The sequence below is a fragment of the Cryobacterium psychrophilum genome (assembly GCF_004365915.1).
In the GTDB taxonomy this organism is placed as follows: domain Bacteria; phylum Actinomycetota; class Actinomycetes; order Actinomycetales; family Microbacteriaceae; genus Cryobacterium; species Cryobacterium psychrophilum.
Genome location: NZ_SODI01000001.1, coordinates 3,262,728 through 3,284,494 on the forward strand (window position 1 = coordinate 3,262,728; position 21,767 = coordinate 3,284,494).

17 protein-coding genes are annotated in these 21,767 nt (G+C 66.4%); 12 read left to right on the forward strand and 5 right to left on the reverse strand.

Annotated features, from left to right (window positions below):
* Positions 1–70 precede the first annotated feature (70 nt).
* From glgX to EDD25_RS15390, 6 genes are all read left to right on the forward strand, one after another.
* The gene (gene glgX, locus EDD25_RS15365; RefSeq protein WP_134174510.1) at positions 71–2,290 is read left to right on the forward strand and encodes a glycogen debranching protein GlgX; all 2,220 of its coding nucleotides are present in this window, start codon (positions 71–73) and stop codon (positions 2,288–2,290) included.
* The gene (gene treY / locus EDD25_RS15370; protein WP_134174512.1) at positions 2,290–4,599 is read left to right on the forward strand and encodes a malto-oligosyltrehalose synthase; all 2,310 of its coding nucleotides are present in this window, start codon (positions 2,290–2,292) and stop codon (positions 4,597–4,599) included. The genes glgX and treY overlap by 1 nt, the downstream gene beginning before the upstream one ends.
* Positions 4,596–6,362: a malto-oligosyltrehalose trehalohydrolase gene (gene treZ, locus EDD25_RS15375; RefSeq protein WP_134174514.1), complete on the forward strand. Its 1,767-nt coding sequence runs from the start codon at positions 4,596–4,598 to the stop codon at positions 6,360–6,362. The genes treY and treZ overlap by 4 nt, the downstream gene beginning before the upstream one ends.
* A gap of 139 nt (positions 6,363–6,501) precedes the next feature.
* Entirely contained in the window at positions 6,502–7,146 is a 645-nt protein-coding gene (locus EDD25_RS15380) for a winged helix-turn-helix domain-containing protein (protein ID WP_198418864.1), read from the forward strand.
* On the forward strand, positions 7,143–8,126 hold the full coding sequence (locus EDD25_RS15385; RefSeq protein ID WP_134174516.1) for a HAMP domain-containing protein: 984 nt from the start codon (positions 7,143–7,145) through the stop codon (positions 8,124–8,126). Before EDD25_RS15380 ends, EDD25_RS15385 begins: the two co-directional genes overlap by 4 nt.
* Positions 8,127–8,128: 2 nt before the next feature.
* Entirely contained in the window at positions 8,129–8,497 is a 369-nt protein-coding gene (locus tag EDD25_RS15390; RefSeq protein ID WP_166671323.1) for a sensor histidine kinase, read from the forward strand.
* Here the strand turns inward: EDD25_RS15390 and EDD25_RS15395 are convergent.
* The 5 genes from EDD25_RS15395 to EDD25_RS15415 form a co-directional block, all read right to left on the reverse strand.
* On the reverse strand, positions 8,494–9,036 hold the full coding sequence (locus EDD25_RS15395; RefSeq protein WP_134174520.1) for a nitroreductase family deazaflavin-dependent oxidoreductase: 543 nt from the start codon (positions 9,034–9,036) through the stop codon (positions 8,494–8,496). The genes EDD25_RS15390 and EDD25_RS15395 overlap by 4 nt on opposite strands.
* A 35-nt stretch (positions 9,037–9,071) precedes the next feature.
* The gene (locus EDD25_RS15400; protein ID WP_134174522.1) at positions 9,072–9,713 is read right to left on the reverse strand and encodes a LysE family translocator; all 642 of its coding nucleotides are present in this window, start codon (positions 9,711–9,713) and stop codon (positions 9,072–9,074) included.
* A 102-nt stretch (positions 9,714–9,815) separates the two neighbouring features.
* Positions 9,816–11,294 carry an HNH endonuclease signature motif containing protein gene (locus EDD25_RS15405; RefSeq protein ID WP_134174524.1) on the reverse strand — a complete coding sequence of 493 codons (1,479 nt, stop codon included), beginning with the start codon at positions 11,292–11,294 and terminating at the stop codon, positions 9,816–9,818.
* Positions 11,295–11,359: 65 nt separating this feature from the next.
* Positions 11,360–14,227, reverse strand: a complete 2,868-nt coding sequence (locus tag EDD25_RS15410) for an FAD-binding and (Fe-S)-binding domain-containing protein (protein ID WP_134174526.1) — start codon at positions 14,225–14,227, stop codon at positions 11,360–11,362.
* Positions 14,212–15,954: an L-lactate permease gene (locus EDD25_RS15415; protein ID WP_134175588.1), complete on the reverse strand. Its 1,743-nt coding sequence runs from the start codon at positions 15,952–15,954 to the stop codon at positions 14,212–14,214. Before EDD25_RS15415 ends, EDD25_RS15410 begins: the two co-directional genes overlap by 16 nt.
* Before the next feature lie 173 nt (positions 15,955–16,127).
* Between EDD25_RS15415 and EDD25_RS15420 the strand changes: the two genes are divergently transcribed.
* The 6 genes from EDD25_RS15420 to EDD25_RS15445 all read left to right on the forward strand — a co-directional run bounded on the left by EDD25_RS15420 (position 16,128) and on the right by EDD25_RS15445 (position 21,765).
* Positions 16,128–16,841, forward strand: coding sequence for a GntR family transcriptional regulator (locus EDD25_RS15420; RefSeq protein ID WP_134174528.1), 714 nt, complete (start codon positions 16,128–16,130; stop codon positions 16,839–16,841).
* Positions 16,828–17,316 carry a hypothetical protein gene (locus EDD25_RS15425; protein ID WP_134174530.1) on the forward strand — a complete coding sequence of 163 codons (489 nt, stop codon included), beginning with the start codon at positions 16,828–16,830 and terminating at the stop codon, positions 17,314–17,316. Before EDD25_RS15420 ends, EDD25_RS15425 begins: the two co-directional genes overlap by 14 nt.
* Positions 17,317–17,376: 60 nt before the next feature.
* Positions 17,377–18,024, forward strand: coding sequence for a hypothetical protein (locus tag EDD25_RS15430; RefSeq protein ID WP_134174532.1), 648 nt, complete (start codon positions 17,377–17,379; stop codon positions 18,022–18,024).
* A 16-nt stretch (positions 18,025–18,040) separates the two neighbouring features.
* Positions 18,041–18,811: an enoyl-CoA hydratase/isomerase family protein gene (locus EDD25_RS15435; RefSeq protein ID WP_134175590.1), complete on the forward strand. Its 771-nt coding sequence runs from the start codon at positions 18,041–18,043 to the stop codon at positions 18,809–18,811.
* Between the two features lie 345 nt (positions 18,812–19,156).
* Positions 19,157–20,962 carry a GAF domain-containing sensor histidine kinase gene (locus EDD25_RS15440; protein ID WP_134174534.1) on the forward strand — a complete coding sequence of 602 codons (1,806 nt, stop codon included), beginning with the start codon at positions 19,157–19,159 and terminating at the stop codon, positions 20,960–20,962.
* A 95-nt stretch (positions 20,963–21,057) separates the two neighbouring features.
* On the forward strand, positions 21,058–21,765 hold the full coding sequence (locus tag EDD25_RS15445) for a M50 family metallopeptidase (RefSeq protein WP_134174536.1): 708 nt from the start codon (positions 21,058–21,060) through the stop codon (positions 21,763–21,765).
* The last annotated feature ends 2 nt before the right edge of the window (positions 21,766–21,767 follow it).

The following is a 21,767-nucleotide window of genomic DNA, read 5'->3' on the forward strand; positions in this document are numbered from 1 at the left end:
CAAATCATGAGCTACCGTGATCAAGGGGCACCCGTGTGCCCCGTGTTCGATCTCCATTTCGAGGAGTCTCATGGAAACCTGGCCCGGAACCGCCTATCCGCTCGGTGCAACTTTTGACGGCAGCGGCACAAACTTCGCAGTGTTCAGCGAGGCAGCCACACGCGTTGAACTGTGCCTCTTTGACGACGACGGCGTAGAAACCCGAGTCGAGACGCGCGTTGAGATTCTCGAGTCGTCCGCCTTCATCTGGCACTGCTATCTTCCCCTGGTGCAGCCGGGCCAGCTCTACGGATATCGGGTGTACGGCGACGGAGACTCCACCGCGGGTAATCGCGCCAATCCCAACAAGCTCCTGCTCGACCCCTACGCCAAGGCGACGTACGGCGCCATCGACTGGGACGAGTCGCTGTTCTCGTACCACTTCGGCGAGCCCGATTCGCGTAACGACGCCGATTCGGCGCCGCACATGATGCTCGGTGTGGTCGTGAACCCGTTCTTCGACTGGGCGGGGGACCGTCCGCTGCGCACGCCCTACAGCGAGACGCTCATCTATGAAGCGCACGTGAAGGGCCTCACTCAGTTGCAGGAGGCCGTGCCGGAGTCCCAGCGGGGCACCTACGCGGGCCTTGCGCATCCGTCAGTCATCGACCACCTGCAGAAGCTGGGTGTCACCGCCGTCGAGCTCATGCCGGTGCACCAGTTCGTGAACGACAGCACCCTGATGGAGAAGGGCCTCAACAACTACTGGGGCTACAACACCATCGGCTTCTTCGCCCCGCACAACACGTATTCCTCCACCGGCGATCTCGGGCAGCAGGTGCAGGAGTTCAAGGGCATGGTGCGCAGCCTGCACGCCGCCGGCATCGAGGTCATTCTCGACGTGGTCTACAACCACACCGCAGAGGGAAACCACCTCGGGCCGACGCTCTCGTTCAAGGGCATCGACAATGAGGCCTACTACCGGCTCATGGATGACGACAAGCGTTACTACATGGACTACACCGGCACCGGCAACACGCTCAACGTGCGCCACCCGCACGTGCTGCAGCTCATCATGGACTCGCTGCGCTACTGGGCGATTGAAATGCACGTCGACGGCTTTCGCTTCGACCTCGCCTCGGCTCTGGCGCGTGACCTGTACGACGTCGACAAACTGTCGACCTTCTTCGAACTGGTACAGCAGGATCCGATCGTGTCGCAGGTGAAGCTCATCGCTGAACCGTGGGACGTGGGTCCCGGCGGGTACCAGGTGGGAAATTTCCCGTCGCAGTGGTCGGAGTGGAACGGCAAATATCGCGATACCGTGCGGGACTTCTGGCGCGGCGAGCCGTCGACCCTCGGCGACTTTGGGAGCCGCATCGCCGGCTCGTCCGACCTGTACGAACACTCCGGGCGCCGCCCCGTCGCGTCGGTGAACTTCGTCACCGCCCACGACGGCTTCACACTTTCCGACCTCGTCTCCTATAACGAAAAGCACAACGAGGCCAACGGCGAAGACAACAAAGACGGCGAATCCCACAACCGCTCGTGGAACTCCGGGGAGGAGGGGCCAACGAGCGATCCCGCCATTCGCGCGTTGCGAGCCAGGCAACACCGCAACTACCTCGCCACGCTTCTGCTCTCACAGGGCGTGCCGATGCTGCTGCACGGAGACGAGCTCGGACGCACGCAGAACGGCAACAACAACACCTACGCCCAGGACTCAGAGATCTCCTGGCTGCACTGGGACGATGCCGACCAACCGCTGATCGAATTCACGGCCGCCATCTCGCGCCTGCGCCGAGACCACCCCACGTTTCGGCGCAGTCGCTTCTTCGACAGCAGTTCCGGAAAACGCGCGGAGGGCGAACCCCTGCCCGACATCGTGTGGCTAGCCGCCGACGGCGAGGAGATGGAGTCGGCGGACTGGGACGCGACGGACACGCGTTTCGTCGCCAAATTCCTCAACGGAGACGGGATCCGAGAACGCGACTCTCGCGGGGTCGAAATCACCGACGTGAACTTCATCCTCTGCTTCAACGCCGGTGCCGAAGACGTGGACTTCACCCTCCCCGACGAGGAATACGGGGCCGAGTGGGAGATCGTCGTTGACACGGCGGGTGAGGGCGCCGATCGGCTTCCGCGGTCGGCAGGGGCGATCCAGACGATCGTGTCCCGGTCCATGGTGGTGTTGCGGGCCTACGCTGCGCCTCTCGCTGCTCCCGATCACTCCGTGGCGGCGTCCCTGGCCGGACTCACCGGCACGATCACACTCCCTGGACCGGCCTCGCGCCTACACAGGGCTGTCTGATGCGGGTGCCGGTCTCCACCTATCGCTTGCAGATTCGTGAAGCATTCGACCTGGATGCTGCGGTGGGGGTTCTCGACTATGTCTCCCGCCTCGGCGCAGACTGGTTGTACCTGTCTCCGCTGCTTGCGGCCGAGGCCGGCTCCGATCACGGTTACGACGTGATCGATCATTCTCGAATCGACCCGGTGCGCGGGGGAGCGGCCGGCCTCGACCGGCTCGCCGCCGCGAGCGCAGCAGCCGGTCGCGGCCTGCTCGTGGACATCGTGCCCAACCACATGGGCGTGGCCACCCCGGCCCAGAACCTGTGGTGGTGGGACCTGCTGCGAAACGGCGAGGCTTCACGCTATGCCGAGGCCTTCGACGTGGACTGGGAGATCGGCAACGGCAAGATCCGGATCCCGGTGCTCGGCGATGCGCCCGATGAGCTGGACCAGCTCCGGATTGTCGGGGACGAGCTGCACTACTGGGACAACCGTTTGCCCCTTGCCCCTGGCAGCGCCGAGGACGGCGCATCCGTTGCCACCATCTACGGCCGGCAGCACTACGAACTCATGAACTGGCGGCGGGCCGATTCCGAGCTGAACTATCGGCGCTTCTTCGCGGTGAACACCCTCGCCGGGTTGCGCGTTGAGGTTCCGTGGGTGTTTGACGAGTCGCACGCAGAAGTTGTGCGCTGGGTGCGTGAGGGACTCGTGCAGGGTCTGCGGGTTGACCACCCCGACGGCCTCGCCGACCCGGGCGGATACCTCGACCGGCTGCGAGAGGCGACGGACGACGCGTACGTGCTCGTTGAGAAGATTCTCGAGGGGCCGGAACAGCTTCCGACAAACTGGTCCACCGCCGGAACCTCGGGCTACGACGCCCTGGCCGACTTCGACCGTGTGCTCGTCGACCCCCACGGAGAGGCACCGTTCGACACGCTGGAAGCCCGGCTGCACGGCCACGCGGTCTCGTGGACCGACCTCGTGCTCGCCAACAAGCGGGTGATCGCCGACGGGATGCTGCACTCCGAGGTGCTGCGGCTGACCCGGCTGGCCACCGTTTCGGAGGTCGCCGCCGAGGTGAGCGCTGATGCGATCGCCGAACTGCTCACCTGCTTCCCGGTCTACCGTTCCTACGTGCCCATCGGTGCCGCGTATGTGCGCGCGGCGGCGCAGGTAGCCGCCGACCGGCGCCCTGAACTTCGCAGCGAGTTCGACCGGCTGGTGCCGCTTCTGCTCGACCCCGAGCATCCGTTTGCCGTGCGGTTTCAGCAGACGTCCGGCATGGTGATGGCCAAGGGCGTGGAAGACACGTCGTACTACCGATTCAGCCGCTTGACCTCGCTCAACGAGGTCGGCGCCGACCCGGGGGAGTTCGCCATTACCCGGGATGAATTCCATGCTCGGCAGCAGCTGCGCCAGGCGGCCCTTCCGGCGTCGATGACGACACTGTCCACCCACGACACGAAACGCGGCGAAGATGTTCGCGCGCGCATCAACGTGCTCGCCGAGGTCCCGAGCGAATGGGAACACGCCCTCGGCGAGTTCACGGCCGCTGCGCCCCTCGGCGACGCTCCCTTCGAGAACCTGCTCTGGCAGGCCATCGTCGGAGCCTGGCCGCTGTCGCCCGAGCGCCTCGGCGCGTATGCCGAGAAGGCGGCGCGGGAGGCCGGCACCTCCACGACCTGGACCGCACCCAACGAGGCCTTCGAGACGGCCCTGTCGCGTCTCGTCACGGCGACCAACGAAGACGATGCGCTGCGCACCCTGATTGCGGCGTTCACCCTGCGGGTGCGCGCGCCCGGGTGGAGCAACTCACTCTCCGCGAAGCTGCTGCAGCTCACGGCACCGGGGGTTCCCGACGTGTACCAGGGCAGCGAGCTGTGGGAGACCTCGCTCGTCGACCCGGACAACCGCCGGGTGGTCGACTTTGACCTGCGCCGCGACTACCTCGCGCGCGTCGACAGCGGATGGCTCCCGCCCGTTGACGAGACCGGTGCCGCCAAACTGCTGGTCACGACGAGGGCCCTGCGCCTGCGCCGTGACCGACGGGAGCTGTTCACCCGCTACGCACCCGTCACGTCCCTGGGGGCCGGAGCGCACCACGTGGTCGCCTTCGATCGTGGTGGCGCGGTCACGGTCGCCACGCGGCTTCCCGTGGCCCTGGAGGCCGCGGGCGGCTGGGGTGAGACGACGATCGTGCTCGGCACGCGACCGTACGTGAACGTACTCACCGGAGAACGCGTCGCGGGAGGGGTGCTTCGTGTGGCCGATCTGCTCGCCCACTACCCGGTCGCTCTGCTCGTGGCCGAAGGGACTCACTCATGATGGATGACCGTTTTGCCGTATGGGCTCCGGCCGCTGCGACCGTGCATCTTGTGCTGGGCGACGCTGCTGGCCAGACCGAGCACGAAATGCGGCGCGGCGACGATGCTTGGTGGCGTCCGGCGGTCGGGCTCAGCGCGAGCGCCTCTGCCACTGTCGATTACGGCTTTCGTGTCGACGGGCGCGGTCCCTTCGCGGACCCACGGTCCCGCCGTCAACCAGACGGGGTGCACGGGCTCTCGCAGCTGTTCGACACCGACCAGCACGTGTGGGCGGACGGCGCGTGGACCGGTCGGCAGCTCGCCGGGAGCATGATCTACGAAATGCACGTGGGCACCTTCACCCCGGAGGGAACTCTCGACGCGGCCATCGCCAGGCTGCCGCACCTCACGTCGATCGGCGTTGACTTCGTGGAGGTTCTCCCGGTCAACGCCTTCAACGGAACGCACAACTGGGGCTACGACGGCGTGCTCTGGTATGCCGTGCACGAGGGCTACGGCGGCCCGGCCGCCTACCAGCGTTTCGTCGACGCCTGCCATCTCGTCAATATCGGGGTGATCCAGGACGTCGTGTACAACCACCTCGGCCCGAGCGGAAACTACCTGCCGCAGTACGGTCCGTACCTGAGCGACGCCGCGGGCAACACCTGGGGTGACTCGCTCAACCTCGACGGGCACAATTCCGAGCCCGTGCGCCGATACATCATCGACAACGCGCTCATGTGGCTCGGGGACTACCACGTTGACGGTCTTCGGATCGATGCCGTGCATGCTCTGCGTGACGACCGAGCCATTCACCTGCTCGAGGAACTCGCGGTGGAGGTCGCCGTGTTGAGTGCAGCAGAGGGCCGACCGCTCACCCTGATCGCCGAGTCCGACCTCAACGACCCACGCCTCATCACGCCTCGCGAGGCGAACGGCTATGGCCTCGATGCCCAGTGGAGCGACGACTTCCACCACGCCGTGCACGTGGCACTGACCCGTGAGACCACGGGCTACTACGCTGATTTCGAACCCCTCAGCGCCCTCGCGAAGGTGCTCACCCAAGGGTTCATGCACGACGGCACCTTCTCAAGCTTTCGTGATCGCAACCACGGTCGCCGCATCGACACCGAGCACATGCCCACATCGCGGCTCGTCGTCGCGTCCCAGAATCATGACCAGATCGGCAATCGCGCCATAGGTGACCGCCTCACGGCGCAACTCGATGCCGGTCAGCTTGCCATTGCCGCCGCGCTCACCCTGCTCGGCCCGTACACGCCGATGCTCTTCATGGGCGAAGAATGGGGCGCGAGCACGCCGTGGCAGTTCTTTACGTCCCACCCCGAACCCGAGCTGGGCGAGGCGACAGCGAAGGGCCGGATCGCGGAATTCGCCCGCATGGGCTGGGACCCTGCGGTTGTTCCAGACCCACAGGACCCGGCCACCTTCGAGCGGTCCAAGCTCGACTGGGCCGAGATTGACCAGCCGCAGCATGCGCGCATGCTCACGTTCTATGAGGATCTCGCGGCCCTTCGTCGGTCGAACGCCGACGTGACCGACCCGCGTTTTGCGAGCACCACCGTCGAATATGACGAGACGGATGCCTGGCTTCGACTTCGTCGCGGTCAGACCCAGATCGTGGTCAACTTCGCGTCCCACGCGCAGTCCCTCCCGGCGGCGCCCGGCTCGGTGCTGCTCGCCTTCTCCACCGACGGTCATCCGGTGGTGCGGAGCAACGCCGATTCGATTGTGCTCGCACCCCACGCCGTGGCCGTACTGGGCTGACCTTGCCGGCTGTGTGTGAGGTTTCGCGGTTGAGCCCATGCCGCGGGTGTCGGCCCGGCCTCAACTCGTCAGCCAGGCGCGTGCCCGCCTCAGAATCCAGCTTCGGCCCGGTGGCGTCGATGCCGCCGACCCATAGATCGTGGATACCTGGCCTCGGGGGTTCCAGATCGCGACGGCCGGTGTGTCAGCCGCCGAACGCGACGAGGTGGCGCTGGGAAGCGTCCAGAAGGTGCTCGTAGACCGCGAGAACATCGGGGGCGGTGACTCCGAATGTAGCGGCGGTGAGATCCATGGGAGGGGGAACCTCCCGGTCATCGTTCTCACCGCGCGCAGCACCACGGAAGACCGCATTCAAGGCCTCGAGCTCGGCGCCGACGACTACGTGACCAAACCTTTCAGCCCCGCCGAGGTCGTGCTGCGTGTGCAGGCCGTGCTCCACCGTTACAGCGGACTGCCCGCCGCGACCGGCCCCGTGAACTACGGCAACAAGAGACTCCGCATTGACGAGAACGCACACAAGGCGTGGCTGGACGGCACGCTGCTCGACCTGACCCCCACCGAGTGGGGCCTCCTGGCCGCCGTGGCAGCAGCCCCGGGTCGGGTGTACTCGCGCTACGAACTGGTGAACCGGGTTCGCGGCTACGAGTACGCCGGCTACGAGCGCACGATCGGCTCCCATATCAAGAACCTCAGGCGCAAGCTCGGCGCCGACGGGGCGGATGTGGTGGAGACCGTGCTCGGAGTCGGCTACCGGCTGGGGCTGCGTCAGGATGATGAGCGATGAAATCTATCGGTCCCGGCTTGGGGCCCCTTGGACGACGCCTCCTGCTTGCCTTCGTGCTGGTCGCAATCTCGTCGGTCGTCGTTCTCTCGGGGGCAGCATTGATCGGTGTGGACCGTGGCGTGCAGGTTGCACAGCAGGACGACCGTGAACGGATCGCGGGCGCTGCTGCTGCTGCCGCCGCCGACGCCAATCAAAACGCAGGCGGCTGGGAGCAGGCCGACCTGAGCCCGGCTATCGCGATCAGCGATGCGGCATCAGCCCGTATCACCGTTCTGGACGCCAGCGGCACGACGCTCCAGTCCAGTGGTGACGGCAGGGGAAACCCGAACGGGCAGGGCGCGGGGCCGGCTGCCGGCACGAGCCAGAACGTTGTCACCACGCCCATCGTCGTCGACGGAACGTCGATCGGAACGGTCCGGATGAATTTCGGCGCTACCTCCGGAACCAGGGTGCTCGACATCGCATGGTCCTGGATCGCCGTGGCCGCTGCCGCCGCACTCCTTGTGGCGCTCGCCGCGAGTTGGCTGGTGACACGGCTTCTCGTACGGCCGATCCGCGCGATGACGGATGTGGCACGAGCATTCACGGCCGGTGAACGGCAGACCCGTGTCAGAGGGCGGGGCCCCGGGGAGCTCGGCGAACTGGCCGTCGCCTTCAACGGTATGGCAGATGCGGTGGTCCGGTCCGATCAGGATCGCCGCAATCTGACGGCTGACGTGGCCCATGAACTGCGCACGCCACTGGCAGCGCTGCAGGCCGGGTTGGAGGAGCTACGCGACGCACTGGTGCCACCCACGCCCGAAGGCCTCCCCGCCTGCATGACCAGTCGCTTCGGCTGGGGCGAGTGGTGGCAGACCTGTCCGAACTATCGGCGGCGGAGACCTCGGGGTTGTCCCTGCAACTGGAATCCGTCGACGTGGCGCAGATCTTGCGCGACGAATCGTCACTACGTGAACCTCAGCTCCGGGCGGCGGACGTGAACGTGACCGTTCACACGGGTGGGCCTGCTTACGTGCGGGCGGATGCCGACCGGTTGCACCAGGCCGTGGGAAACCTGCTGGCCAACGCCGCACGGTACTGCCAGCCGGGGGACAGCGTCACACTCACCGTCTCAGTCGATGACGACCAGGCGGTGCTCAGGGTCGCCGATAACGGTCCGGGCATCCCACCCGACGAGCTCCCACACATCTTTGACCGGCTGTGGCGGGGGCGTGCAGCTGAGCAGGTCGCCGGTTCCGGGATTGGCCTGGCCCTGGTTCGTGAAACCGTCAGCAGCCACGGTGGAACCATCGAGGCGACTTCTGTTCCAGGAGAAGGAACCACGATTACGATCCGGTTGCCCAGCGCCTAGGCGTCGAGGTCGAATCGCACCATGGGAAGGTCGCTGCCACTGTCATCCAAGGCAGTGCCGAGGGTAGCGGTGAGCACCGGCTTCAGCGCGGACCAGGCCTTCGGGTGCGCCACTCGATATGCGGTCATCGCAGTTTGTGTTTCGGCCGGGGTGAGCACGTGGGCCGTCGCAGGGGCTGGCCTCCGGCTTGCGATGAACAGACGGACGTGGGGGTTCGCCTGGACGTTGATGAACCACTGGGAATGTGAACCCAACCCGGACGCGACGATGTAACTGCCGGGGGCTGCACGGGAAACGACCTCCAGAACCACGTAACGGGCCAGACCGGATTTGCGGCCCGTGTGTTCGAGCATGAGAAGCCGTCGCCCGAACAGGCCCCCCAACCGTGCCCGATAAACACCGATCGGTGCTCGCATCAACCAGCGCACGCGCAGCAGGCCGGCGACCCATGATGCGATCTTCCCTGACGTCCCTGACGTCCCTGACGTCCCTGACGTCCCTGCCGTCCCTGACGGTGACACGTTCGCATCGTCGATCATCCTTCTGACTGTACTCCGCGCCCGGCTCAGGACTGCTAGCTGCTGGCGCCCGAAGCAATGACACCCACGCCGAGCACGGCCATGATTGCGCTGCTTGCGTGTTCCACGGTGGCGTTGACTTTGGGCCTGCGCAGCCATTTCATCGCTTTGGCCGCGATCACGGCGACGACCGCCAGGTAGGCGAAGGCAATAACGGATTCCACCACGCCCAGGATCAGGGCCGTACCCATGGTGTCCCCGCCATGCGGAATGAACTGCGGCACGATAGCGAGATAGAACAGTCCCACCTTGGGGTTGAGCATCGTGGACAGCGCCCCGGCACTCAGCCCGGCAAGCCGCGTGTAGAAAAGCGGTGAGGCCTCTCCGGTGCTCGCGAGGGCCTGTTTGGTGGATCTGCGGCTCTTCACGAACGAGGAGATACCCAGGTACAACAGGTACAGGCCGCCGGCGATCTTCAGCCACCGAAAGACCTCCGCGGACTGTTCCATGATGGCGGCCAGTCCGAGGCCCACCAACGCCGCCCACACCAAGGACGCTCCGGCCGAGCCCGCGGCGGCCGCGATGCCGGCGCTTGCGCGGTTCAGGGCGACGCGCAGCACCAGGAAGGTGTCCGGTCCAGGCGTCACCGAGAGCAGGAGGCACAGCCCTGCGAAAGCGGCGAGCGAGGCGATGGTCATATACACGAGTATCCCGCATCGCGTACCCGCCACACCAGCAGTTCACCGGCTCGCTCGCGTGAGTGTGCACGCTATCGGCTCGTGTTCTCTGTTCCCCGGTTCTTAGAAGGGGGTGTCGGTGGCGTAGGTGAGGGGTTGGGCCCAGTGGTCGATTCGGGGTTTTTTGACCGGGGGTGGGGTGAGGTCTGGGGGTAGGAGTGGTGGCCGGATTCTGCTGGCGGGGTGGGTGGCGTAGTGTTTGCCGGCGGGGCTGGTCCAGGTGAGGGTTCCCTGGTCGTTTTGGCTCACGTCCCAGCCGGTTTCGTGCTTGAGTTTGTGCGATCGGCCGCAGAGCGCGGCGAGGTTGCTGAAGGTGGTTTCACCGCCGTATTGCCATGCCGTGGTGTGGTCCATGTCGCAGTGCCGGGCGCTTCTGTTGCAGCCGACGAAACGGCAGGTCTCGTCGCGCACCTCCAGGTAGCGACGGAGGGCTTTGGGCACCCGGTAGGTGTCGCGGCCGAAGGAGAGCATCGCGCCGGTCTCGGGGTGGATGAGGATGCGGTGAAACCCGGTGGCAGTGCCGGCGAGTCGGCGTGCGGTCTCGGGGTCGATCGGCCCGAATCCTTCGAGCATGGCGGGTTCGTCGCCTTTGCCCATCAGGGTGAGGATGGGGATGGTGACGTACACGTTGCCGACGACGCCGGCGCCGAGCCCGGTTTCGGTGACGCCCTTCAGCAGCAGGTCGACGGCCACGTCGCAGCGCAGCTGCGGCAGGGTGCGCTCCTCACCGGTGACGCGGAGGCTGCGCGCCATCGCTTCGACCCGGTCGTTGATGGCGCTGGCATCATCGTTGGTCAGGGTCATTTCGAGGTACGCCATGCCGTCACGGGCCGGATGCACCCCGAAACAGCGGTCTTTGACGGCGGTGGTGTGCCGGGCCCGGCTTGTCTCCGGGTGGGAGAGTTCCCGCAGGGTGATGGCCTTCTTCTTCAGTTGCGGCACCGTGAGGGTCTCGGCGTCGGTGAGCACCTCCGTCTCGTAAGTGTCCATCGCTGAGTCGGGCAACGCTAGGGCGTTGTCGATGATGACCTGCGCGTGCCGGTAACTGATGTCCCCGTCCAGCAGCGCCCGGTGTGTGCGCGGCAGGTTGTACTGGAGCAGCTCACTCTCGGTGAGCAGGTTCCGCGCGGATCCCTCGGGAAGCTTCAGCAGTGCGGCGAGCTCGGCGATGAATCCTTCGTGTGCGGCCGTCGCATCGGACCACTGAAACTCGGTGAGGTCGTGCGACCCGTTGGGCCGCCCGGACTGCGCGGTGCTCGTTGTCCACCGGTGCGCGTCCGCGATGACGACCGCGCGGGCGGCGTGAGCCATGTTGATCAGCCGGTCGAACGCGGTAATACTGTCGAGTAGTACGGCCTGGGCGTTGTCGATCACCCGGCGAATGCGCGCAACGTCAGACGGACGAACGTCACCGTTCGTAATGGCCAGCATTGGCTTCACCGGGGTCGTCAGGGGTGTCGGGTCGGGTGCAGTTGCGGGTGTGTCGGGCGGGACGGGGCCCGCGGCATCCTCTTCTGGAGGCACTTCTTCGTTGTTCTCCATAACCCAATTCAAGCAGACACCACCGACATTCCTGATTCCTGCTCAGGTTCGGGAGGACGGCCAGATCAGGAGGGGCGGGTGAGATCGGCGAGAAGCTCGAGTACGTGGCTGTAGGGCTGCTCGGTGGCGCGGGTCATCCCAAGCTCGCACGTGCGGTTGCAGGAGGCATGCGCCGCGGAACCGAACTCCACAACCTCCGCGGCCTGCACCCGCGTGGCCGAGGCGGTCAGCTCGGGATGCAGCATGCCCCGGTCCCCGGCGAAGCCGCAGCATCCCCAGTTCTCCGGCACATCCACGCGCTCGGCGACTCCGTCCGCGAGCGCACGCAGCGAATCGTTGATGCCCAGCCGCGTCGATGAACACGTGGGGTGCAGGGCCAGCGACTCGAGCTTTTCGTACGGGGGCAGATGCGGCAGGATGCTGGTGGCTGCGAACTCCACCGCGTCCATCACGCGCAGGGACGGTTCGCTCTCATCGCTTTCGATGGTGGCCCGCAGGCCCTCGGTGCACGAGGAGGCGTCGCAGATGATCGGCAGGGCGCCATCACGCGTTGCGCGGCGCAGCGCAGCGAGGGTGTTCGCGCGCATGGTGGCCTGGCCGGCGACGAGGCCCTTCGATGCCCAGGGCGTGCCACAGCACAGACCGTCAATCTCCGGTGGTACCGCCAGGGTGACACCGACACGAGCGCAGAGCTGCTCGAAGCTCACCTGTACGCCGGCGGAGTCGGCATCCGCTGGACCGAACATGGTACTCACGCACGCCGGAAAATAGACGGCCTCGACGACTGCCGCGGCGGGTGGGACGGGGCGCTGCCGGGTGGGACCGCCGGCAGGGAGCTCGGGGGAGTACAGCGGAACGGTGTCCGTGCCGAGCAGCGTGCGCGCAAGCCGGTTGGGCCCCAGCACGAGCGGCACGGGAACGCGAGCCACCGCCGAGAGGGCCAGGCCCGCTCCACGGGTGACCGTTCCCCAGTTCTTCGCCGCGGTGTTCCAGACCGCGTCCTGCACGGGCTTCGGCTGCGCCAGGCGCAAGCGTTTCACGAGGCTCCCCGTGTCAATGTTCACCGGGCAGGCCGTCTGGCACATGCCGTCGACGGCGCAGGTCTCGACGGCGCTGTAGGTGTAGTCCTGTTCAAGCTGGGCGGCCAGGTCGGTGTCGCCATCGAGCTTCGCCTGTTCGATGGCCCGCAGTGTGACAATCCGCTGTCGGGGAGTGAGCGTCAGCTCCCGGCTCGGACACACGGGTTCGCAATACCCGCAGGAGACGCAGCGATCCACCTCTTCTGCCACGGGCGGGGTGCTCTTGATATCGCGCAGGTGCACGTCGGGGTCGTCGTTCATGATCACCCCCGGGTTCAGCATGCCCGTCGGGTCGAAGAGCGTCTTGAGGGAGCGCATCACGTCATACAGTTCGTCACCGTATTGGCGGCGCACGTAGGGGGCCATGACACGGCCAGTGCCGTGCTCGGCCTTGAGCGATCCGCCCTCGCCGAGCACCAGGTCCACCATGTCCTCGGTAAACGCCCGGTAGCGTTCGAGCGATTCCGTACCGGTGAACCCGTCGGTGAGCATGAAGTGGATGTTGCCGTCCTTGGCGTGCCCGAAGATCACGCTGTCCTCATACCCGTACTGGTCGAACAGCTCGATCAAGTCGATACAGGTGCGGCCGAGTGCGGGAACGGGAACCACCACATCCTCGAGCAGCGCGGTCGTGCCGGTCGGGCGAGCGCCGGCGACGGCCGCGTACAGGCCCTTGCGCAGATGCCAGAGCTCGGCGCGGGCGGAGGTGTCGGTGCTGAATCGCGCCGGAGAGCTGAGTCCCAGGGTGGGCAACAGGTCGAGCCCGGCGGCGCTGGTCTCCATCAGTCGTTCGGCGCTGTCGGACTGGAATTCCACCAGAAGCGCCGCGTGGTCTTTCAGTGGGAGGTCGCGAATGATGGCGGGAGTGTCCGGCAGCCCCTGGCCCACCCGCAACGAGCGGGCGTCCATGAGCTCGAGCGTGGCGGCACCCGCATCCACGAGAGCCGGCAGAGCCGCATTGGAGGCCTCGAGGTCGGGAAACACCAGCAGGCCCGTTGTCACGTGGGACTGCACGGGAATGGTGCGGAAGACCGCCTCCGCCACAAATCCGAGAGTCCCCTCGCTGCCCACGATGAGGTGAGCGAGCATATCGACGGGGCGCTCGAAGTCGAGGAAGGAATTGACCCCGTAGCCCATGGTGTTCTTCATCGAAAACTGGTGCCGAATCGTGGCAACGGATGCCGGATTTGACCGCACTCGTCGGGCGAGGCGTACCAGTCCCTCGTGGAGCTCCGGTTCGAGGGCGCGGAGGCGCGCGTCGGCATCCGCTTCCCCCGTGTCGATGACCGTACCGCTCGGCAACACCACGGTGAGGGACTCGAGCGTCTGATACGTGTTGTCGACCGTTCCGCAGGCCATGCCGGAGGAATTGTTGGCGACAACACCGCCAATGGTGCACGCCGACTCGCTTGCCGGGTCCGGCCCAAATTTGCGACCATACCGGGACAAGCGGGCATTCAGTGCTCGCACGGTCACGCCGGGCTGCACCCGCACCCGAGCGCCGGAATCGAGAACATCGATGCGCTTGAAGTTGCGGCGCACGTCCACGAGCACTCCGCCGGTCAGTGCCTGGCCGCTCAGGCTCGTGCCGCCGGAGCGGAACGTGAGCGGTACGCCCTGCGCGGCGCTGGCCTGCAACAACCGGCCCACCTCTGCGGCGTCGGCGGCCACCACCACGGCCTGCGGAATGAGCAGAAAATGCGAGGCATCGTGGGCGTTGGCATGCCGGTCAATCGCACGGGTCAGCACCCGGGTCGAGTCCTCAACGGCGCCACGCAGGGCATCGAGAGTGGCCGGGGCGGCGGCGACATCAGGGGCAAGAGCAGTGGAGCGAGAAATTAGGGCACCATCCATCCGAGTACGGGGGTCGACTGCAGCAGGATCAGGACCGTCATGAGCGCGAGAAGTCCGAGGCTCCAACCAATGAGCTTGCGGAACAGCACACTCTCCGACCCGGACATGCCCACGGCCGCGGCGGCCACGGCGAGGTTCTGCAGGGAGAGCATCTTTCCGAGCACACCGGCGGAGGAGTTCGCGGCCGCCATGAGTAGCGGGGAGAGTCCCGTCTGGGTCGCCGCGGTGACCTGCAGCTGCCCGAAGAGCGAGTTCGAGGAGGTGTCAGAGCCGGTGAGGGCGACGCCGATCCAGCCGATGAACGGTGACAGCACCGCGAAGAATCCGCCGGTGGTCGCGAGAGCCACGCCGAGGGTGTTGGTCTGGCCGGAGAGGTTCATCACGAAGGCCAGCGCGAGAACGGCGGTGACGGTCACGATCGTCCAGCGCAACTGCACGAGCGTGTCCCAGTAGATGCGCAGCCCGCGGGGCGCGGAGACCCGATACAGCGCCATCGTCAGCAGGCCGGAGAAGAACAGGAGCGTTCCGGTGGCCTTGAGGTGGTCGAGTTTGAACGTCTGAGCGGGAACGGGATTGCCGGCCGTGTCGCTGACATTGAGACCGGGCCACTGGAATGTCACGCTGCCGACGACGCTCAGCCACGCCTTGACGGCGGGAATCTGGGCCACGGAGAAGATCGCCATGATGATCAGGTACGGGGCAACCGAGAGCAGCACCTGCCGGGCACTCGGGCGGGGCACGCGGGCGACACTCGGCATCGCGCCGGTCGCCGTTCCAACGGATGCCGCGGGCAGGGTGGCCTGGGTGCCCGCCGTTGTTGCGGTGCTCCCGCCCTGGACCGAGTGGGAGTCCACGAGTACGGCGGACTCGTCCGGGGCCAGGCCGATCGTCTCGGCCGGCTGCCAGAAACGCAGCATCACGAGCACGGCGGCGACGGTTGCCACGGCGGCGACGACATCGGTGAGCTCTACGGCGAAGAAATTGGACGTGACGAACTGGGCGAGGCCGAACACGACTCCGGCCACGAGGGCCACGGGCCAGGTCTGCTTGAGCCCGCGCTTGCCATCCACGATGAATACGAGGATGAGCGGCACGAGCACGGCAATGAACGGGGTCTGCCGTCCCGTCATCTGCGCAAGGTCGTGAATCGGAAGACCCGTCACACCATTGAGGGCGATGATCGGTGCCGCCATCGCGCCGAAGGCCACGGGGGCGGTATTCGCCAGCAGGGAGACGATCGCGGACTTGAGGGGTTTCATGCCCGCGGCCATGAGCATGGCCGCGGAGATCGCCACGGGAGCGCCGAATCCAGCGAGTGACTCAAGGAGAGCCCCGAAGGAGAAGGCGATGAGAATCGACAGGATGCGCAGGTCACTGGAGATTGACCGGATGGTGCGGCCGAGTACCTCGAACCAGGGCGTGGCGACCGTGAGTTTGTAGATCCACAGGGCGTTGACGAGGATCCACAGGATGGGTACGAGGCCGTAGAACAGACCGGCCGCCGTGGCGCTGAGGGTTTGGCCGAGCGGCATCTGCCAACCCACGACCGCGAGCACCATCGAGAGCAGCAGGCTGGCGAGGGCGGCCTTGTGTGCCTTCACGCGAAAGACGCCGAGGAGAACGAAGAGGAGGGCGAGGGGGAGGGCGGCGCAGATGGCCGACACCGCAAGGTTGCCGAAGAGGGGATTGGTGATCTGTAGGAACGGATCCGCGCTGGCCGCGAGCACGGGGGCCGCGAGGACAGGAGCAAGGCTGGTCTGAATGATGAGGTCTCCACACTGAGGTTGCGCCACATTCAGGTGACGATTGCTAAATTGTCTAACAAGTGTGCATGTAAGTCAACATCTCATGTGGTCTTGTCTGCCAAGATGGATGCACCCGTTTGTGAAAGGTCGGCACCATGGTCATATCCGTTGCGGCGACATCTATTGTCGATGCGATAGCCACCGATCTGCGCAGCCGCCTGTTCGCCGGTGAAATCACCGGCCAGATGCCGCTCACTGAGACCGACCTCGCCGCGTCCTATGACGTGGCCCGGCCAACGGCCAAGGCCGCCATCGAGCGTCTCGTGGGCGAGGGGTTGCTCGTGCGCGGCGCCCACAAGACCGCTCGCGTCGCTGAGCTCGGCCCCGAAGCGGTGCGCGACATCTATCTGGCTCGCGCCTACCTCGAGAGCGAGGTCCTGCGCCGACTCGCCCACACCCGAACGGTTCCCACGGATGCCGTGATCGCGAACCGTGAAATCGCCGAGTTCACCGACGGGTCGCCGCTGGACCTCGTGGAACCCGACATGCGGTTTCACCTGAGCCTCATCGACGCCATGGGCAACGAGCGCATGAGCAAGATGTACCGTTCCCTGGTGAGCGAGGTGCGACTGTGCATGACGCGGGTGCAGGGCCTCAACCTGCTGGGCCCCGGCCTCATCCACGCCGAGCACCAGAAGATCCTCGAACTCCTCCGCGAGGGGGAGGGTGAAGCCGCGGCGCTTCTGCTCGACGACCACCTCGGCCGGGCGAGAGAACGCCTCGTCGAGGCGCTGGGCGGCGAGGCCGGACCGGAAGCCCGCGTGCCCGACCTGCCCCCGGCCGAGGAGACGCACCTTGACCACGGATGACTTTCTCGCCCCCGGCACGCGAGCATCCCTCACCGCGGTCAACAGCCAACTCGACCGAAGCGACAGTGCACCGCTCACGCGCCTCCGTCTGGTGCGGACCCTGCTGCACGAACTCGAAGCCGACCCGGTCATGCTCACGAGCGTGCGCGAGGCCCTGGACGGCGGGGCCGCCTGGGAGCAGATTGCGGAGGCCGCGGGGCTCAAGGCCGCGGCCGCCCGGTGGCGCTGGTCGGGAACCGACGCGGAGATCGCCGCACGTCTCCTGGCGGGACGCAAGCGATCCGTGCGCCCCAGTAGCGTGCCCACCGACCTCCCGGGGCTCTCGGTCGCGGAGGCTGCCGCGCAGCTTGGCGTGAGTGCGCAGGCCGTGTACCTGCAGATATCTCGGGGCAAGCTGGCGAGCCAGACCGTGCAGCTCGAGGATGGTCGCACCTACAAGCGGGTTATCCTGAACGAGGCCGAACCCCATTCTTGACCGAGCCACTTGGTCGCACCACAATGGGGCGATACCACCACACGGATGACGGAGCCACAGATGACTGATTCGCCCACGGCCAAGCCCACTGGCACAGGCGCCGACCGAGGTTCGTCGTCCCTGGGCAACGCCTCCGGGCTGGATCTTCGCAATGAGGCCGAGACCAGGGTGCTCAACCTCGGCCAACCGGCCACCAGTGCGGGCAGCGCGACGCCCCCGGCCAGCCAGTCCGCAGCGCCGAACTCACCCTCAGCAGCACAGCAGGCGGACCCACCCGCCGACCCGCCACCCGCCGAGTCGTCGTCGCGGCCGCGGGCATCCTTTCCCTCGGTGAAGGGGCCGCAGAATATCGCCCTTGTCGTGCTCGTTGGCATGGTGTCCCTCGCCGTGGCCTTCATCGTGATGATCATCGTGAGTGTCACGTCTGAGAGCATCAATGCACTCGCCGTGATTGCCACGCCGATCGCTTCGATGGTGGCCGCGTATTACGGCATCACGCTGAGCATCCAGCAGGTGAAGAATGAGCGCGACGAGAAGGAGAAGGCGTTGGCGCGAGCGGATGCCGCGGATGTCGCCCGTCGCGAGATCGAAGTCTGGTCCGCGCAGATGGAATCCGGCCTGCGCGTGGCCATGGCCAAGCTCAATGCCGCGCGGGTCAGCACGGACGAGGTCACCAAGGCAGCCGGCACCCCGGATGACTTCTTCTAAGCCGGGGCCTGACGCCATGCTGATAGACGCCGTTCCCACAAACCCCGTGCCAACGACACTGCTCATCGAACGGTCCGCCGACCGGGTGCACGTGCAATTGCATCGTCCGGAGGTGCGCAACGCCATCGACCAGACCATGATCGATGAACTGCACTCCGTGTGCGATGAGCTCGAGCGGGAACCCCGCATTCTCATTCTCTCCGGCAGCAACGGCGTCTTCGCGTCGGGTGCCGACATTGCCGAGTTGCGGGAGCGGCGCAGCACTGACGCGCTCAAGGGAATCAACTCCGGGCTCTTCTCCCGCATCGCGCGTCTGCCGATGCCGGTAATCGCCGCCCTCGACGGCTGGGCGCTGGGCGGGGGAGCAGAGCTCGCCTACGCCGCTGACTTCCGCATCGCCTCCACGACCGTGCGGCTCGGAAATCCGGAGACCGCACTCGGTATCCTGCCCGCGGCCGGCGCACTCTGGCGACTCGCGCAACTCGTGGGCGAGCCCGTGGCGAAGCAGATCATCCTGGCGGGACGCATCCTCACCGCGGGGGAGGCGCTCGCCGTGCACCTCGTGACGGAAATACACGAGTCGGTCGATCTCCTCGCCGCAGCCCACGCCCTGGCCGATCGAATCGGGGCGCAGGATCCGCTCGCCACGCGCCTGGCCAAGGAAGTGTTCCATGCGCCACTTGACGCGCACCCGCGCGTGGACAATGCGGCGCAGGCCATTCTGTTCGAGTCGCCGGAGAAGTTTGCGCGCATGGATGCGTTCCTCGCGCGTAAGAAGCGGTCCTGATCGGTGGCAGATGACCTTTGGCCCTAGTGCGGCTGCCTCGGAGGCGGGACTCTTAAGCCACAACCCCGAGAAAGGTGGTCATATGACCTTCACGTGCCCCTACTGCAGTTCCCAGGCCCGACTGAGCCCCAACCCCGCGTATGAGCAGCGCACCTCGCTTCCGATGTACCTTCTCGTGTGCACCGGCTGTGAGCATACGTCGGTGAGCCGGGTGCCCCTTCTGGTCATACCCCGCTGAGACTGGTCGCCACAGGGCATCCGTGCGAGAGTAAAGGCACGAGATATCAGGCCAGAGTACCGGTGCGTCGGCGCCGGGCGTAGCCAGACGACGATCGGAAACTTTTCATGGTGGATCAGCCGGTCGATACGCGCCCCGAAATCCCCGCTCAGCCCGCAGGCACACGTATAGAAGACCTGCTCCGGGAGTTCGTTGACAGAGCGGACGAACTGCTGCTCACTCAGGAACGTATTCGCGGCCTCGTGGACGCGGTGGTGTCGATAGCCGAGGACCTGAGCCTTGAGGCCGTGCTCAAACGGGTGGTGGAGTCCGCCTGCCGGTTGCTGCGTGCACAGTACGGCGCCCTCGGCGTGATCGGTGATGACCAGCGCCTCACCCATTTCGTCACGGTGGGCTTCGATGACGAGACAACGAGCAAGATCGGCCCGCTTCCGGTGGGTAAGGGCGTGCTCGGTCTCCTCATCCAGGAGCCCCATCCGATCCGGCTGCATGACCTCGGGCAGCATCCCTCTGCCGCAGGGTTTCCACCGCATCACCCACCGATGGTGTCGTTTCTCGGGGTGCCCGTGCGGGTGCGTGACATTGTCTTCGGCAATCTGTACCTCACCGAAAAGGAAGGCGGGGGCGATTTCACTCCCGAAGATCAGGAACTCGCGGTGGCGCTCGCCGCGGCCGCCGGTGTCGCCATTGAGAACGCCCGGTTGTTCGAGGAGGCGCGGCGCCGGGGCGCGTGGCTCGAGGCCTGTGCCGACATGGCCAAGGATCTCCTCCGGTCCTTCGACGATGAGGGCGAGAGCGGACTGGACACGGTCGCGAGGCGCGCCATGGTCGAATCCGACGCGGCCCTTGCCCTGGTGTGCCTGCCGACCGATGAAACCGACAAGGTGTTCTGTGCGGCCGGGGCCGGCCCCCTGGCATCCGCCCTCGTTGGTCGCAGTGTCCTCATGTCTGTTCCGGCCCTGGCACGCGTTCGCGACACGGGGGAGTCGACGGTGTTCCCCGATCTGTCGCAGGTGATCGACCGGGCGGTCGCGGCCGAGACGTGCGGCTGGCCGGAACTCGGTCACACCCTGCTCGTTGCCCTTGGTCCGCCCGGGGTGGGGCAGGGAGTGCTGTTGCTTGCCCGCGCCACGGGGGCCGCTCCGTTCAGCGCCACCGACGTGGAAATGAGTGCGGTTTTCGGCTCCTACGTGGCGCTCGGCCTTGAACTGGCCAATGTGCACCGGATGCGAGAGCAGCAGGCGGTCTTCGGGGACAGGGACCGTATTGCCCGTGACCTGCACGACCTGGTGATCCAGCGTCTGTTCGCCGCCGGGCTCAGCATGCAGAGCCTCCGGCGCTTCACGGACGACCCGGTGGCGCTTGAGCGCATTGCCGCCGTCACCGTGGAGCTCGACAGCACCATCCACGAGCTTCGGGACACCATTTACTCGCTTCGCGGGGTGTCGCAGAACTCGGCCACCATGAGTAGCAAGATTCTTGGGGTGATTTCGGAGGGCACCCAGTCGTTGTCGTTCGCGCCCAACATTCAACTCTCCGGCCCGATCGACGCGGACCTGGGCGAGTCCCTCACCGAAAACCTGCTGGCGGTCATCACGGAGGGGCTCAGCAACGTCACACGTCATGCGGCGGCAACGTCCCTCAAGATTTCCGTCAACGCCGAGCACGGACGGATCCGACTGCTCATCGTTGACAACGGGCAGGGTTTCACCGAATCACGGCGCTCGAGTGGCCTCGAGAACCTGCGGCAGCGCGCCCGCCTGTGCGGTGGACGATTCGAGGTGAAGAGTGTGCCGGGGGAGGGCGCTCGATTGTCCTGGTCTGCACCGGTGCCGACCCTTACGAACCCGGTGCGGCCGGGGCCGTCGCCACGTGGGCTGCAGCGAGGGTTCGGCACCGAAAACCCCGCATAGGGAGCAGGGACGCCAGACTAAGGCCGATATCCCCGTGCGGTTGCGCGCCGAATCGGCGGAATTCGTGGTGAACCTGCTCATTTAGTCTGGGAGGCATGGACGTACTGCGCGGAATCTGGGAAAGCATGATCGAGCCTCACGCTCCGCTGCCCCTTCAAGCGGCGTGGTTGACCATCCTGGCCTCGGCGCTTCTCGTACTGGTCCCGGTGATATGGCACGTCACCCGCCACGGCATCACCATTGTGCACGAGGGCGGGCACGGCGTGGCGGCGACGTTGAGCGGGCGCCGGCTGAGCGGCATCCGCCTGCACAGCGATACCTCGGGTCTCACCGTGAGCCGTGGGCGCCCCCGTGGCCCTGGCATGGTTTTCACGCTCATGGCCGGGTACACGGCCCCGGCGGTGCTGGGGCTTGGCGCGGCGTGGCTCCTCGGCCGCGGGTACGACGTGGGCCTGCTCTGGCTGTTGCTCGTGGCGCTCGTGCTGCTGCTGGTGCAGATTCGCAACTGGTTCGGACTGTGGTCTGTGCTCGTGGCGGGCGCGGTCATCTTCGCCGTGTCCTGGTTCGGATCACCGCTCGTGCAGAGCGTCTTCGCCCTGGCGCTCACGGCCTTCCTGCTTCTGGGCGCGCTGCGCACCGTGATGGAGTTGCAACGGTCCCGGTCGCGGGGTTCAGCCGCCTCCTCCGATGCCGATCAGCTGGCTCGGCTCACGCACGTGCCCGGAATTTTCTGGGTCGGGGTCTTCCTCGCCGTCGACCTGGCGTGTGTCGCCCTGGCCGCCAGGTTCCTCGGCCTGGTGTGACG

Coding starts and splice junctions, on each gene's coding strand:
- glgX (WP_134174510.1), top strand. CDS start 71: ATGGAAACCTGGCCCGGAACCGCCTATCCGCTCGGTGCAACTTTTGAC.
- treY (WP_134174512.1), top strand. CDS start 2,290: ATGCGGGTGCCGGTCTCCACCTATCGCTTGCAGATTCGTGAAGCATTC.
- treZ (WP_134174514.1), top strand. CDS start 4,596: ATGATGGATGACCGTTTTGCCGTATGGGCTCCGGCCGCTGCGACCGTG.
- EDD25_RS15385 (WP_134174516.1), top strand. CDS start 7,143: ATGAAATCTATCGGTCCCGGCTTGGGGCCCCTTGGACGACGCCTCCTG.
- EDD25_RS15395 (WP_134174520.1), bottom strand. CDS start 9,036: ATGATCGACGATGCGAACGTGTCACCGTCAGGGACGGCAGGGACGTCA.
- EDD25_RS15400 (WP_134174522.1), bottom strand. CDS start 9,713: ATGACCATCGCCTCGCTCGCCGCTTTCGCAGGGCTGTGCCTCCTGCTC.
- EDD25_RS15405 (WP_134174524.1), bottom strand. CDS start 11,294: ATGGAGAACAACGAAGAAGTGCCTCCAGAAGAGGATGCCGCGGGCCCC.
- EDD25_RS15410 (WP_134174526.1), bottom strand. CDS start 14,227: ATGGATGGTGCCCTAATTTCTCGCTCCACTGCTCTTGCCCCTGATGTC.
- EDD25_RS15420 (WP_134174528.1), top strand. CDS start 16,128: ATGGTCATATCCGTTGCGGCGACATCTATTGTCGATGCGATAGCCACC.
- EDD25_RS15430 (WP_134174532.1), top strand. CDS start 17,377: ATGACTGATTCGCCCACGGCCAAGCCCACTGGCACAGGCGCCGACCGA.
- EDD25_RS15435 (WP_134175590.1), top strand. CDS start 18,041: ATGCTGATAGACGCCGTTCCCACAAACCCCGTGCCAACGACACTGCTC.
- EDD25_RS15440 (WP_134174534.1), top strand. CDS start 19,157: ATGGTGGATCAGCCGGTCGATACGCGCCCCGAAATCCCCGCTCAGCCC.
- EDD25_RS15445 (WP_134174536.1), top strand. CDS start 21,058: ATGGACGTACTGCGCGGAATCTGGGAAAGCATGATCGAGCCTCACGCT.